Source organism: Chryseobacterium aquifrigidense, from assembly GCF_006716485.1.
Lineage (GTDB): Bacteria > Bacteroidota > Bacteroidia > Flavobacteriales > Weeksellaceae > Chryseobacterium > Chryseobacterium vietnamense.
The window spans coordinates 1,413,280-1,427,937 of record NZ_VFPD01000001.1; the positions used below are offsets into that span (position 1 = coordinate 1,413,280).

The following is a 14,658-nucleotide window of genomic DNA, read 5'->3' on the forward strand; positions in this document are numbered from 1 at the left end:
TTAAGTTTAAAAAACTTTTGTGACTTTTGCGGTTAAAATAAAACATACAGGAAGAAAAGATCAGTTATCCGGCTGATCTTTTTTATTTCAAGCAACTTAAAAAAATGATATTTGACATGTTTTCGATAATTAAAATACTATTTGTCGCATAATTCATTTTAAAATAATATTTTTAAGAAGTGAATAGTTGTAAAGGATTTTTAGATGAATAATAAAAAATTTTATCAAAACTTTATGACAAAAAAACCTTTGCACAATTTCCATATTCCGGTGATGGGACTGGCTTACACAATAGACAGTCCGATTCGTGTTGCCCAGTATGGAATTTCTTCCGTCATCTCTATTATTGATGATGAAATCCTGGAAAAAATGAAGAACTTTTATAACAAAAAGTTTAATCTTGACTATTTCGGGATCTCAGCAAAAACAGAAGATTACAGAGCCAAAAGGGTTACGGCTTATCTGGATATGGTGGATGATATCGTGAATGAAAAGTTTGAATCTTTCAAACACGAGATCAGCAGGAATAAAGAGGCTTTGAAAGACTTCATGGCCATGCTTCCGAATACATCAGACCTCAAAAACGGTCTTCAGAACCTTATCAGTCAAAAGGATAACTGGAGTGCCAATATCAAAAATTTCATTGAATCCAATTTAAAACCGGGAAGTATTGATGTCAATATCATGACGAAAGTAGATAAAGACAATTATCAAAATAATGAACAGCTTCCGGTAATGTTTAACGATGCCCATGCTTCACTGCGTGGATTTGCCAAGAGTAAATTATCTTCTTCAATGGTTCTTTCTGCAGGGATGAATCCCCGTTTATACAGCTATATGGAAGAGTTTGACGATTTTTTCCCGGACGAAAATGGAAATATCAAAAAGAAAATCATCCTTAAAGTAAGCGATTTCCGTTCTGCAATGATCCAGGGAAACTTTCTGGCAAAAAAAGGATTGTGGGTTTCTGAATACAGGATAGAATCCGGGTTGAATTGTGGTGGTCATGCTTTTGCCACGGAAGGAATGCTTCTCGGACCAATCATGGAAGAATTCAAGCAGAAAAAAAACGATCTGATACAATCAGCCCATTCCTTAATGACCGCGGCTTTAGAACAAAAAGGGAAGCCCGTAATATCCCGACCTTTAGAAATGAAAATTACGGTTCAGGGTGGAGTAGGAACCGCAGAAGAACATGAGTTTTTATTGGCGAATTACAGTGTAGACAGCGTAGGATGGGGCTCTCCGTTTTTGCTGGTACCCGAAGCAACGTCGGTAGATACAGAAACCAGAAATTTACTTTTACGGTCAAAAGAGCAGGACTTTTATCTGAGTAATATTTCGCCTCTGGGAGTGCCTTTCAATACGGTAAAAGGAACCTCCAATGAACGATTAAAGCATGAAAAAGAAGCAAAAGGGAAATATGGAAGCTCATGCCCCAAAAAACTTCTGGCATTAAGCAAAGAATTCTCACCGGAAGGAACCTGTACTGCTTCCAGAAAATATCAGGACATCAAGCTCAAAGAACTGTACAATCATAAGGAAACCTTTACAGAAAAGGAATTTAATAAAAGGAAATCTGAAATTACAGATAAGGCCTGCCTTTGTGTAGGACTTGTGAATGCGGCATATATGGAGCAGAAACTTGAAATCAAAGGAGAAAAACAAGGTGTTGTCATATGCCCGGGACCCAATATTGCCTTTTTTGATAAGGAAGTTTCTCTTTCGGAAATGGTACAACATATCTACGGAAATGCCAATATTCTTTCCAACAGCCAGCGTCCGAATATGTTTATTAATGAATTGAAAATGTATGTGGATTATCTGAGAAAGGAAATCACCGGAACAACTGTACAGATTACCCACTCACAGACAAAAAAATGGAATGCTTTCAGGAAAAATGTTCTTGAAGGGATAGAATATTATCATGAGCTTTTTAAAGCATCCTCATTCTTCAGCAACGGTTTATCAACCATCAATCTTCAATTACAGGAGTATAAACTTCAGCTTATTGCTATTGAAATTCCTCAGGTTGAAAAGTAACCGTATTTTTTAATTGATAGATAATAAAAACAGTTTTCAATGCGGAGGCTGTTTTTGTTTTTTCTGTTCTGTTGAAGAGTTTTTATGAGATAAAATTCTTTGCGACTTTGCGTTTATCCAACTACAAATCACTTCTTAAGATGTGAAACCAAATTTGCTCTCTTCTATATATTGTTGGAATATCGCAAAGTCGCAAAGGTTTATAATTCTACTTTTTTAATTTTTAGGCGCTAGAAAATAAAGATTTTCAGCAAGCGTGTGTCTAGTTTTTACAGAACACAATTTTATCGGAGATAAAATCTTTGCATCTTAAAGCATTTAGCTTTTAATTTAATTGCGACTTTGCATTTATCAAACAAAGGTTTTAGTCAAAAAAAATCAGTAAACATCAGCATTTCCATTTATAATAACTATAAAGAGAATGGTCATTTTGAATATTCTCCAGGCATAATATTCCTTACCTTAGAGCTCACTTAGTAAATTATTTTTATGGAAAAAAGAAAAATCAAAAACACCGATTTAACGATTGCGCCAATCAACTTCGGAGGAAATGTTTTTGGATGGACACTAGACGAGAAACAGTCTTTCGATATACTGGACCGCTTTGCTGAAGCAGGATTCAATTTTATAGACACTGCAGATACCTATTCTTGGTGGGTGAACGGAAAAGGCGGACAGTCTGAAGAGATCATCGGAAAGTGGATGAAAAGCCGCTCTAACCGTAATGATATCGTTCTGGCAACCAAAGTAGGTTCGGAAACGAAAGAACATGGCTATGATATCAGCAAAAAGCATATTTTACAATCTGTAGATGAATCGTTACAAAGGCTTCAGACCGATCATATTGATCTTTATTATACCCACTTTGACGACAATATTACTCCGGTGGAAGAAACACTTTCGGCTTATGATGAGATCATTAAAGCTGGAAAAGTACGTTATATTTCCGCTTCCAACTTATCACCGGAACGTTTGAAAGCATCATTTGAAGCTGCAGAAAAGCATAATCTTCCTAAGTATGTTGCATTACAGCCTCATTACAACTTAATGGAAAGAGAAGGTTTTGAGCAAAATTATGCTCCGCTGGCTGAACAGTTTGATTTAAGTGTATTTCCTTATTGGTCTTTGGCAGCAGGTTTCTTAACGGGTAAATACCGTAATGAAACTGATCTGGCAAAAAGTGCGAGAGGCGAGGGTGTAAGAAAGTATTTAAATCCTAAAGGACTTGAAGTATTAAAAGCGCTGGATCAGGTAAGTGCAAAGCATAATACAACGCAGGGAACTGTTTCTCTGGCATGGCTGTTATCCAATCCTCTGATTACAGCACCGATTGTAAGTGCGACCAGTGCCTCTCAGCTTGAAACAGTCTTCAATGCACCAAAACTTGTTTTGGATCAGGAAGATATTGATCTGCTTAATAGAGCGAGCAACTAATTTTTTCGACTTTCATTATAGATTAAAATTAAATCCGTTCATTGCTGAACGGATTTTTTATGATTGAACGGCGAAAACCAACCCGTCAAAATTCTTTGAATTTTCGCCACCCCTCCGGAGGAGGGGAATTTAGGTTTCCGATTGTTATTTTCTGTTGTTACTATTAATCGGAATATTCCTTCAAAAGCTGTCTGTAGCTCATTAATATTGATGATTTTGAGATAAACCCGATAAAATCATTGTTCTCACTCACCACCGGAAGATTCCAGACACCTGTATCATCAAAGGTCTGGAGAATATCCAGTGGTTTATTTTCCCGATGAAGAACCGCTGGTGGAGCTTTCATAATCTGAGTAACCGTCTGGGAAGTTTCCATTTCTTTGTTAAAAAGATAAGGTCTTATATCATCCAGCGTCAGAACTCCCTTTAGTTTTCTGTTTTCATCCACCACAGCAAAAATATTTTTATCACCGTTCTTGACCATTTCAAACAGTTCTGTAACGGAAGCATTTTCATGAATGGTCTGGGAATATTTATCAATAAAATCTTCGGTTCTTAAAGCAAACAGCAGGTTCTTATCATGTTTATTTGTGAAAATTTTTCCTTCGTCGGCTAATGATTTTAATTCCGGAGAAATCGGTGAGAACCATTTGGCAATGAGATAGGATATGATGGAAACAATCATCAGAGGAATAAATAAATCATACCCGAAACTGGATTCCGCAATCAGGAAAATTGCAGTAAGAGGCGCATATAAAACACCGCTCATTGCTCCGGCCATTCCTACCAAAACAAGATTGGTCACCGGAACATCTGAAAATCCTAAATGCTGGCAAACCAGTGCAAACAGATACCCCAAAGTTCCTCCCGCAAAAAGGGATGGAGCGAAGTTCCCACCGTTCCCACCGCTAAAGATTGTAAATGAGGTAGCAAATGCTTTTAAAAGCAATACCAGAACCAAAAATATAATAATCGTCCAGTCTCCGATTTCAAAATATCTGAAAAAACTGTTTTCAATAATAGTGTAGGTATTTCCGTTGGTAAATGCCTTTACCGTTTCGTAACCTTCCCCGAACAAAGGAGGAAAAAGTACACATAACAGGGAAAGAACAGCTCCTCCGAACATCGCTTTACGCATTCTTGAAAGCTGAAGACCTTTTATAAAGTGTTCTACTTTTTGAGAAATAATCACAAAATAACGGGCATACAAACCAGTAACAATCCCTAAGATAAGGTAATAGGGAACATTTTTATAGTTGAAAGGATCTCTGGTATAAAATCGGAAAAGAACATCTTCCTGAAGCAAAATCCTTGACAAAAGACTTCCGCAGACCGCAGCCACTACCAAAGGGATAAAATCTGTGAAAACCACTCCGGTTAAAAGGATTTCAAAGGCGAACATAATCCCGGCTATAGGAGCATTGAACGCAGAAGCAATCCCTGCAGTGGCACCGGCAGCCAGTAACAAAGTACGTTCTTTATAACTTAGCCTGTATGTTTGGGCATAGTTGGAACCAATAGCAGCTCCGGTAACGGCAATAGGACTTTCCAATCCGGCGGAACCTCCCAATCCTACGGTAACAGCACTTTGTATCACCTGAGAATACATTTTAACGGAAGCCACAATACTGGAATTCTGTGCAATTTCGTATAAAATAGCCCCGATTCCTTTACGATCCTGACCTTTAAACAAGGTAAGAACAATCATTGTTGTCAGTACGATTCCTAAAAAAGGAAAAACGATATAGAATAAAATCTGATATTCAAAATGAACTTTATTTGTAATGAAATAATGGATATTGTGTACCAGCGTTTTCAGGATCACTCCTGCCAGACCTGCTGTGCAGCCTACAAGAATCCCTGAAAGAACAAGAAACTGATTTCTGCTCAGCCTGTTGTTCAGCCAGTGAAGAATAAGTTCATAACTGCGTGCTTTTTCTAATCCGTATTTCTGGAAATCTCTTTTAAATTTAAGGAAGCTAAGGTATTTTTTTTTGTTGTGAATTTTCACCGTCGAAATATTTTACACTATCATCAGATTGATACAGTTCTGTAAATTTATGAAATATATCACAAAAAATATAGTAAATAACCTTTTTCGCAATACATCCATGAATGTTTATTTCTATCAGTTTTATTTTATTTCTTTCGTTTTTCCTGAAAAAAGCAGGCCAACAGCCAGTACTCCAATGATTCCTGCTCCTGCCCATATTAATGGTTTTCTGGGAATAGAAAATAATGTTTTTCCGTCAATTCTCATATTTCCTGCGGAAGGTTTTTGTACATTTCCTCCGGTATTTTCATCCTTAGCAGCTTTCTTCATTGCCATTCTCACTCCTGCGGAAGATACATAGCGGACTATTCCGGGAAATATTTCATATAAATTTTTAAAAACTACTGCAGACCAGTCCGGATAGGAAGCTTCAGTTGGATTTTTTGCCGTCTTCACAATAGAAGCGGCCAGCTTACGGGGGTCAAACGCTGGAGGTGGTGTGCTGAGTTTTATTCCTGAATAATTTGCTGCGTGTTCTATTCCTGAAGATTTCTGAAACCCTGGATAAAGCGCACAGATATGAATATCAGGAAAGTCTGAAACCTCTCCCTGTAATGTTTCGACCATTCCGCGAACACCGAATTTTGAGGCTGTGTAGGCTGTCCCATAAGGTGCAGGCATCCATCCGCCAATGGAAATATTATTAAGCAGCACTCCTTTTTTTTGCTTTTTAAAAACAGGAAGGACTGCATGTGCCGAATGCATATATCCCAAAAGGTTGGTTTTCACAATCTGATCACTGACATCAACCGGAATTTCCTCAAATTTTCCAAATGCCAGCACTCCGGCATTATTGACCCAGTAATCAATTTTCCCGGTAAATTCAAGGGCTTCTCTAACAAGGTTCTGAACATCTTCTGCAACAGAAGTATCCGTAGGAACAGCAATTACTGTAGCTCCCAGTTTTCTGCATAATTCTGCAGTTTCTGTAAGTGCTTCTTCGCCTCTTGCTGCCAGCACAAGATCAGCTCCCTGTTCTGCAAAAGCTTCTGCCGTAGCCTTACCAATTCCGCTTGAAGCGCCGGTAATGACTACTGTTTCTCCAAAAAACGGAGGTCTTCTTTGATTTTTCATACTATGATAGATTTAGGTGTTCTTATTTTTATCATGATCCGTTTCCTGTACTTCTTTTCGGAAAAAGAATAAGCCTGATGGACGGATTATTGGTGATAAATAACCGAAACCAGTCCATGGCCAGCTGAAGTTTATTTTTAAATCCTACCAGAGGAATGATGTGGATGAAAAGCCAGGTAAGCCAGGCTGTAAATCCGTTAAAAGAATGCTTCGGAAGATCTACTACGGCATTGTATTTTGATATGATGGCCATACTTCCTTTATCATTGTACCGGAATTGTTCCAGTACTTTTCCGTCTTCTATCCGTTTAAAATTGGAAGCAAGGTTGACTCCCTGCTGAATGGCAACCTGAGCCAGCTGAGGATGTCCTTTGGGGTATTTTTCTTCGGTAAGCATCAGACAGATATCTCCCAGCGCGTAAATATTGGTAGTTCCCGTTACTTTATTATAGTCATCCACCAGAATTCTTCTTCCTTTTCCAATAGCTTCTTCCGGCAGGCCTGGGATTTCTTTTCCGATCACTCCGGAGGTCCAGATCAGAGTTTCTGTCTCAATAGTTTTTCCATCGCTTAAAATAACTTTGTTATCTGTATAATCTTTTACAGAAACATTCAAAAGGATTTTCACTCCTAATTCTTTCAGCTTCTCATAAGCTGTTTTCTGAGCCAGCTGACTCATAGGTGAAAGCAGAGTAGGCAGAGCATCAATAAGGTAAAGATTGGAAAGTCCAAGTTTGATTTCCGGATATTCTTTCTGAGCAATATATTTCCCCATTTCGGCAAGCATTCCTGCAAGTTCAACGCCTGTAGGACCACCTCCGGCAATGACAATATTCTGAAGTTTTTCAGCTTCTTTAATATCTTTATTTCTGGCAGCTTCTTCCAACGTAAGCAGAATATGATTCCTCAGATAAAGAGCTTCTTCTATATTTTTCATCGGAAGGGCACATTTTTTCACATTTTCCATTCCAAAAAAATTAGATTCTGTGCCTAATGCCAGTACCAGATAATCATAGCTGAGATTTCCGGTATCGGTTTCTATGGTTTTATTTTCAGGATTGACCCTGAGCAGGCTTCCCATGTGAAACTTCACATTTTTATTGTTTGAAAACAGTTTTCTGAAGGGATAACTGATGTTGGAAGCTTCTATAAACGATGTAGCTACCTGATAGATAAGTGGCGGGAAAAAATGATAATTGTTTTTATCAACCAGGGTTATTCTGAACCTTTTATCATTCCTGAGAGATTTGATAAGATTAATGCCCGCAAATCCTCCTCCTACGATTAGAATGTGCTTTTTCATAGTATGTGATTATTTCAAATGGTGTACTGAATTTCATTCAATAACAAGACCAAAGGAGGTTCAAAATAAATATTTAACATAATATTTAAAATGCTGAAATAGTCATATTTCCGGTATTAAACGCGAATTTCGTTCTTTACTTACCCTCTTCTTTTTAACGTTTCTATGGAGGTCAGCATGATGTTTGTACTTTACCAGTCATCCAACACTTTAAATATTTACATATGAAAACCGAGATTTTAACAGAAAAGCACCGACTGGGACTTGGTGGAGTAGCGATAGGAACAGCTTTTGAAAATATTACAGATGAACAGGCTCATGAAATACTGCAAACAGCCTGGAATGATGGAATCAGATACTATGATACTTCACCTTGGTATGGACTGACGAAGAGTGAACGCAGATTCGGAAATTTTCTCAAAGAGCAACACAGAAACGAATTTGTCTTTTCAACAAAAGTAGGAAGGCTTTTTCACGAAGTTCCAGCCTCTGAAGTGCCTCCCACCATGTGGAAGAAACCTCTGAACTACGATTTCTTTCATGATTATACAGCTGATGCGATACAAAAATCAATCGAGGACAGCCTGGAAAGAACAGGACTGAGCCATATTGATATTGTATACATTCATGATCTGTCTGAGGATCAGGTAGGAGACCGATATCCCTATTTTCTAAAACAGGCAAGAAACGGAGCTTTTAAAATTCTTTCTGATCTTCGTAACCAGGGAGTGATTAAGGCCTGGGGAATGGGTGTCAATAAGATAGAACCTATTTTAGATTGTATAGAATCTGCTGATCCGGATATCTGTCTTTCGGCAACGCAATATTCTATTCTGGAACATGAAGATGCGGTTGACCGTCTTCTTCCTGCAGTTAAAAAAGCCGGGGTAAAACTGGTTTCAGGAGCAGGATATAATTCAGGATACCTGGCTGGAAGAGAACGTTACAATTATAAAGATGTGATCCCAAAAGGAATGCATGAAAAGCGAGCCAGAATGACTTCTATTGCTGAAAAGTATAATATAAGTCTCATTGATGCTGCATTGCATTTTGTACTGGCCGCTGATGAATTTGCTTCCATTATTCCGGGAGCCAGCCAGCCTGAACAGGTTAAAGATAATATAAATGCCTTGCAAACCAACATTCCTGCCGAATTTTGGAAAGAATTAAAAAATGAAGGTCTGATTTATGAGAAGGCGCAGGTCCCTAATTAATTCAGTCCTTTCATTTTATAAAATATTGTAAGTTCAAAATTTCTTCAAAATTTAGTAATAGTTTTATAGCATGAAAATTCTAATCGTTGAAGACGAAACTGAGCTTGCCCAAAGTATTTCCGAATATCTTTCCGGAGAGCATTATCTGTGCGAATCTGCCATCACATTCACAGAAGCGATGAATAAAATAGAGATCTTTGAGTATGACTGTATTTTGCTGGATATTATGCTTCCGGATGGAAACGGCCTGAAAATATTGGAGGAATTAAAAAAGCAGCAGAAACAGGATGGCGTAATTATTATTTCAGCCAAAAATGCTCTCGACGATAAAATTGAAGGATTAAAATTAGGTGCTGACGATTATCTCACCAAACCCTTTCACCTTTCTGAGCTTATGGCAAGGGTTTATTCGATTATCCGGAGAAAACAGTTCAGCAGTTCCAATGTGGTAAAGCAAAATGAACTTCAGATTGATCTGCTGTCTAAAACGGTTACTGTAAACGATGAAATGATCTCTTTAACCAAAAAAGAATTTGATCTTTTAATTTATTTTATCGGTAATAAAAATAAAGTCATCTCCAAAAGTACCCTTGCGGAACATCTTTCCGGGGATTTTGCTGATATGCTGGACAATCACGACTTTGTGTATGCTCATGTGAAAAACCTTAAGAAAAAGCTCTACGACGCAGGATGTGGACATTATCTTAAAACAGTATATGGAACAGGGTATAAGTGGGAAATTCCAAATTAGTAACTGATTGTTGGAAGGTAAAAAATGATTATCTTTTGTATCCTACTTTACCCTTGAAATTCTGAACTTTAAACCTTAAACTCTGTACATTTATAATTCATCATTATTGTGAAGCCTCTACTTACCAAAACCACGAAACCCTTCCTTATCTATGTACTCATTGTACTGATAATAAGTATTCCTGTGTATTATTTTGTGGTAGATACGATCTGGAAAAGTGAACTGGATGAACATAATCAGATTATTGTAGAGAAAACGGCTTATGAATTCAACAAATTACAGTTGTCAGAAGATGCGCTGAACAAAAGTCTTGAATTGTGGAATCACATTCAGCCTGAAACCAATATTGAAAAAATTTCTTCCGATCAGATCAATCAGGATAAAATATACACTTATGAAAAGCATCTACCTTTCATTTCGGAACAAAAAAAGGAACGCTACAGATGTCTTGAAAAAGTAATTTACATTTACAACAAACCTTATCTGTTTACGATACAGACCAATATTGAGGAATCTCATGAAACCATAGCTGTCATTGCGATGATTACCATATTCTTTTTTGTAATGATTGTTGTGGGGCTTTTATATCTTAACCGAAGACTTTCTTCATCTATCTGGAAGCCTTTCCGGGATACTCTGGATAAGCTTAAAACTTTTAACCTTAACAGTCAGAATACAATAGAATTTCCGGCTTCTGACACCTCAGAATTTGAAGAACTTAATCAGTCTCTTTGCAAGCTCATAGAAAGTAATGTTTCAACGTATAAAACCCAGAAAGAGTTTACTGAAAATGCCTCCCACGAGTTGCAGACTCCGCTTGCTATTATTAAAAACAAGCTGGATCTTTTGCTACAGGATCAGGATCTCACTGAAAAGCAATACAAAATAGCAGAAGAAATCAACAAAGCGCTTACAAGAAGTTCCCGTATCAATAAAAATCTTTTGCTTCTCGCTAAAATTGACAATAATCAGTTTGACAGTTCGGAAACCATTTTGTTTGATCAGTTGCTCCATCAAAGCATTGATATTCTCAGAGAACATTTTGAGCAAAAAAATATTTCCGTCACAGAAGACATTTCAGTCGCTGCACAGGTAAGCGGAAACAATATTCTGGCAGAAATATTAATTAATAATCTTATCATCAATGCCATTCGTCATACAACTGTAGAAGGCTGCATTTCCATACAGCTTACAGATGCTGTTTTCGAAATTTCCAATTCCGGCACTGAAAAACTGAATATGGATCTGATGTTCAAGAGATTTTCAAAACTTTCAACAGATCACAGCGGAAGCGGTCTTGGGCTTTCTATCATTCAGGAAATCTGCAGGTTCCATCATTGGACAATCAGTTACAGATTTGAGAATCATCGTCATGTTTTCTCTGTTAAATTCTAATTAAAAAAATTCCGGATTCCGATAAATTCTAAATTTCTTCTAAATCGGATTGCACCTTTGTATAAAAATATACTGAGGCATTAATCGTATCTAGAAATGATTTCAAAAACATTCCAGGCTTTTAGTTCTACAGTATTTTTTATCCATCATAAAAGTACATCAGAATGAAAACATTTAATAAGGTTGCAGCCGTCACTCTTCTTTTCTGGCTGATGAAAATTGTAGCGACTACATTAGGAGAAACGCTGGGAGATTTTATTTCCATGACCCTGAATTTAGGATATGCTGCGGGAATTCTGATCACCCTGGTGTTTTTCATCATTATTTTATTCATGCAACTCCGTATGAAAAAATATACTCCTGCGGTTTACTGGATGGTGATTGTGGGAACAACTACGCTAGGTACTGAAATCTCTGACTTCATCGACAGAACATTAAAAACCGGATATCTTACCGGAAGTTTAATTTTACTTTCCGGGCTCTTGCTTTCTTTGTTTTTATGGTACAAAAAATATGGAAATCTGGAGGTTTATCCCATTTTTGAAAAGAATAAAGAATTCTATTACTGGACTGCCATTTTATTTTCCAACAGTCTGGGAACGGCTTTCGGAGATTTTCTGAGTGATAATTTAGGCCTTGGTTATATGACCGGAGCTTTGATTACAGGACTCATTATTTTAATGGTCGTATTGCTACATTATTTCACAAAGATCAATCATGTATTACTGTTCTGGATTGCTTTTGTTTTTACCAGACCATTTGGTGCTACTTTCGGAGATCTTTTAACCAAACCATTAGCTAAAGGAGGTCTGGACCTCGGAACACTCAATGCCTCTTTGATATCTCTTGCTTTAATGGTTTTGATGATTATCATTTCACAAAGAAAACACAACCGTGAGCTACTCCTTAAAAATGAATAATTACTATCTCATACAACTAAAAGAATTTTAAAGAAAATAAGAATGAATAAAACAGCTCTGTTATTTTTTCCGACATGTCTAATGATTTCTTCTCTAGTTTCTGCGCAGACCGCTTCTGTGACAGCCTCAGGGAGAGTTACAGGTAAAGACAAAACAGCATTACCTTATGTTCATATCATTTTAAAAAAAGAAAAAGACAGCACTTTTACAGCAGGAACGATTACCAATGAAGAAGGCAGATTTTCTCTTACTGGGATAAAACCGGATCATTATCTTCTGGAAACCTCACTCGCCGGATATAATACACAGATACAACCTGTTTTCATAGGAAGCCTTTCAGAATTTCTGGAAATCCCTGCAATTGAACAAGTTCCACAACAGGAAAGTGAAACTAAAATAGAAGCGATAACCATCACAGCATCCAAAAAGAATGAAATAGACAGCCATCTGGATAAGAAAACCTACTCTGTGGCTGATAACCTGAGCCAAAGCGGTGGTTCCGTATTGCAAAGTATGCAGAACCTTCCCGGAATCACGGTTCAGGATGGGAAAGTACAATTGAGAGGAAACGATAAAGTAACCGTTCTGATTGACGGTAAACAGACTGCTCTTACCGGTTTTGGAAGCCAGACAGGACTGGACAATATTCCCGCTTCTGCCATTGATAAGATTGAAATCATTAACAATCCTTCCTCGAAATATGATGCCAACGGAAATACGGGAATCATCAATATCATCATGAAAAAAAATAAGCAGAACGGATGGAACGGAAAAGCCGGGTTTACCACAGGTTTAGGATCTCTCTGGGTAAGAAAGGAAAATCTTCCTACGATCAGACCTCAATATACATTCACTCCTAAAATTAATCCTTCATTATCTGTTAATTACAGGAAAAATAAAGTTAATCTTTTTTTACAGGCTGATAATCTTTACACGGAAACGCTTAACAAAAATGAATTTGTAACCCGAACTTATGATGACGGAACCGTGATCAATTCTCAGCTGAAAAGAAACAGAAATACCAATTTCTTCACTACCAAAGCTGGAATAGACTGGACGATTGATTCTCAAAATACAATAACCGTTTCAGGAATGTACGGCAGCGAAAAAATTACTGACAGAGGCGATCAGCCGTTTTTCAACGGGGACTTATCCCAGCGCCTCCGTCTGTGGCAGTTTCTGGAAGATGAGCTGAAAACAACGGTTATGGGTACCGCTTCGTATCAGCATAAGTTCAAAGAAGCCGGACATGTTTTGAACGCAGGGTTTAATTATACCTTTCACAGAGAAGATGAAAAATATTTTTACGACAATTATCTTCCAGGATCTACAGGAACTGATGCTTTTAAATTATTATCGGATGAGCAGGTATATGATTTCAATGTAGATTATGTAAAACCATTGAAATACGGACGGATAGAAACAGGAATCAAGCTGCGGAACAGAAGTATTCCTACCAATATGAACTTCATTCCGGGAGCTAATTCTGTGCTGGATGTTTCTGCCGGAGGAAAAGCCGATTATAAAGAATTTATTCCCGCAGTGTATGGAAATTATGTGTTTGAAAATGAAAAATGGGAAGCAGAACTGGGAGTAAGACTGGAATATGTAAAAATTCAATACGATGTAAATCCCAATCATCCAACCTATAAAAGTGACGGATACAACTACACCCAGCCATTCCCGAATTTCAGGCTTGCTTATAAGCTTAATGACCGTAATAAGTTTTCTGTTTTCTATAGCAGAAGGGTAGACCGTCCCAATGAAGTAGACATCAGAATTTTTCCAAAATATGATGATGCAGAGATCATTAAGGTAGGAAATCCTGCGCTGCGTCCTCAGTTTACGAATTCTGTTGAACTCGGATATAAACACAATTGGGATAACGGATATTTATATTCTGCACTGTATCACCGTTTTGCTAATGGAACGATCACCAGAATTTCAAGTATTGTTCCGGGCAGCACGCTGATCTACGCCATCTTCCAAAATGCAGGAAAAAGCTATAACACCGGGCTTGAAGCAATATGGAATCAAAAAGTATCTGATGTCTACACCCTGAATGTCAACGGAAATGTATATCGTAACCAGATCAATGCATTTACTGTTCAAAATCTGTATCCTCAGCCTAATATTTTCTCTGCAGATCAGCAGACCGCTATCTCAGGAAATATCAAGATGAATAACATTTTTCATTTCTCAAAAGGGCTGGATATGCAGTTTACGCTTGTGTATCTGGCTCCGGATATTATTCCGCAGGGAAGGATACAATCCAGATTTTCAATGGATGCAGGGGTAAAGAAAGCCATTCAGAAAGGGAAGGGTGAGCTTTTTTTAAATGCGACGAATTTACTTAATACAATGGTGACTAAGAAGTCTGTACAAGGCAGTAGTTTTGCTTATACCAGTAATGATTACTACGAAACTCAGGTAATTCGATTGGGGTACAGTTATAAATTTTAATACAGAAT

General features: G+C 37.5%; 10 protein-coding genes. 7 read left to right on the top strand and 3 right to left on the bottom strand.

All coding sequences use genetic code 11. The annotated features are described in order from the left end of the window. The first annotated feature begins 234 nt into the window (after nucleotides 1-234). Together FB551_RS06280 and FB551_RS06285 are read left to right on the top strand one after the other, a co-directional pair. On the top strand, nucleotides 235-2,043 hold the full coding sequence (locus tag FB551_RS06280) for a hypothetical protein (protein ID WP_142016076.1): 1,809 nt from the start codon (nucleotides 235-237) through the stop codon (nucleotides 2,041-2,043). A 489-nt stretch (nucleotides 2,044-2,532) separates the two neighbouring features. Beyond that, nucleotides 2,533-3,477, top strand: a complete 945-nt coding sequence (locus FB551_RS06285; RefSeq protein WP_142016079.1) for an aldo/keto reductase — start codon at nucleotides 2,533-2,535, stop codon at nucleotides 3,475-3,477. 163 nt (nucleotides 3,478-3,640) lie between these two features. Here the strand turns inward: FB551_RS06285 and FB551_RS06290 are convergent, their stop codons facing one another. The 3 genes from FB551_RS06290 to FB551_RS06300 form a co-directional block, all read right to left on the bottom strand. Further along, nucleotides 3,641-5,488 (bottom strand): chloride channel protein, encoded by a 1,848-nt coding sequence (locus FB551_RS06290; RefSeq protein ID WP_142016082.1) that lies wholly within the window; start codon nucleotides 5,486-5,488, stop codon nucleotides 3,641-3,643. 123 nt (nucleotides 5,489-5,611) lie between these two features. Further along, nucleotides 5,612-6,604: an SDR family oxidoreductase gene (locus FB551_RS06295; protein WP_047430420.1), complete on the bottom strand. Its 993-nt coding sequence runs from the start codon at nucleotides 6,602-6,604 to the stop codon at nucleotides 5,612-5,614. A 31-nt stretch (nucleotides 6,605-6,635) separates the two neighbouring features. Continuing rightward, on the bottom strand, nucleotides 6,636-7,907 hold the full coding sequence (locus FB551_RS06300; protein ID WP_142016084.1) for an NAD(P)/FAD-dependent oxidoreductase: 1,272 nt from the start codon (nucleotides 7,905-7,907) through the stop codon (nucleotides 6,636-6,638). Between the two features lie 224 nt (nucleotides 7,908-8,131). On the opposite strand from FB551_RS06300, the gene FB551_RS06305 reads away from it, so the two are divergent. The 5 genes from FB551_RS06305 (at nucleotide 8,132) to FB551_RS06325 (ending at nucleotide 14,650) form a co-directional block, all read left to right on the top strand. Next, complete coding sequence (locus tag FB551_RS06305; protein WP_142016087.1) at nucleotides 8,132-9,121, top strand: aldo/keto reductase; 990 nt, start codon at nucleotides 8,132-8,134, stop codon at nucleotides 9,119-9,121. Between the two features lie 70 nt (nucleotides 9,122-9,191). Then, nucleotides 9,192-9,872 (top strand): response regulator transcription factor, encoded by a 681-nt coding sequence (locus tag FB551_RS06310; RefSeq protein ID WP_142016089.1) that lies wholly within the window; start codon nucleotides 9,192-9,194, stop codon nucleotides 9,870-9,872. Nucleotides 9,873-9,980: 108 nt separating this feature from the next. After that, the gene (locus FB551_RS06315) at nucleotides 9,981-11,267 is read left to right on the top strand and encodes a sensor histidine kinase (RefSeq protein WP_142016092.1); all 1,287 of its coding nucleotides are present in this window, start codon (nucleotides 9,981-9,983) and stop codon (nucleotides 11,265-11,267) included. 164 nt (nucleotides 11,268-11,431) lie between these two features. Continuing rightward, complete coding sequence (locus tag FB551_RS06320) at nucleotides 11,432-12,187, top strand: COG4705 family protein (protein ID WP_142016095.1); 756 nt, start codon at nucleotides 11,432-11,434, stop codon at nucleotides 12,185-12,187. Nucleotides 12,188-12,229: 42 nt separating this feature from the next. Beyond that, complete coding sequence (locus FB551_RS06325; RefSeq protein WP_142016097.1) at nucleotides 12,230-14,650, top strand: TonB-dependent receptor domain-containing protein; 2,421 nt, start codon at nucleotides 12,230-12,232, stop codon at nucleotides 14,648-14,650. The last annotated feature ends 8 nt before the right edge of the window (nucleotides 14,651-14,658 follow it).

What these genes read in the sequence shown, in the direction of transcription:
- FB551_RS06280 (WP_142016076.1), top strand. Translation starts at nt 235, where the DNA reads ATGACAAAAAAACCTTTGCACAATTTCCATATTCCGGTGATGGGACTG.
- FB551_RS06285 (WP_142016079.1), top strand. Translation starts at nt 2,533, where the DNA reads ATGGAAAAAAGAAAAATCAAAAACACCGATTTAACGATTGCGCCAATC.
- FB551_RS06295 (WP_047430420.1), bottom strand. Translation starts at nt 6,604, where the DNA reads ATGAAAAATCAAAGAAGACCTCCGTTTTTTGGAGAAACAGTAGTCATT.
- FB551_RS06300 (WP_142016084.1), bottom strand. Translation starts at nt 7,907, where the DNA reads ATGAAAAAGCACATTCTAATCGTAGGAGGAGGATTTGCGGGCATTAAT.
- FB551_RS06305 (WP_142016087.1), top strand. Translation starts at nt 8,132, where the DNA reads ATGAAAACCGAGATTTTAACAGAAAAGCACCGACTGGGACTTGGTGGA.
- FB551_RS06310 (WP_142016089.1), top strand. Translation starts at nt 9,192, where the DNA reads ATGAAAATTCTAATCGTTGAAGACGAAACTGAGCTTGCCCAAAGTATT.
- FB551_RS06320 (WP_142016095.1), top strand. Translation starts at nt 11,432, where the DNA reads ATGAAAACATTTAATAAGGTTGCAGCCGTCACTCTTCTTTTCTGGCTG.
- FB551_RS06325 (WP_142016097.1), top strand. Translation starts at nt 12,230, where the DNA reads ATGAATAAAACAGCTCTGTTATTTTTTCCGACATGTCTAATGATTTCT.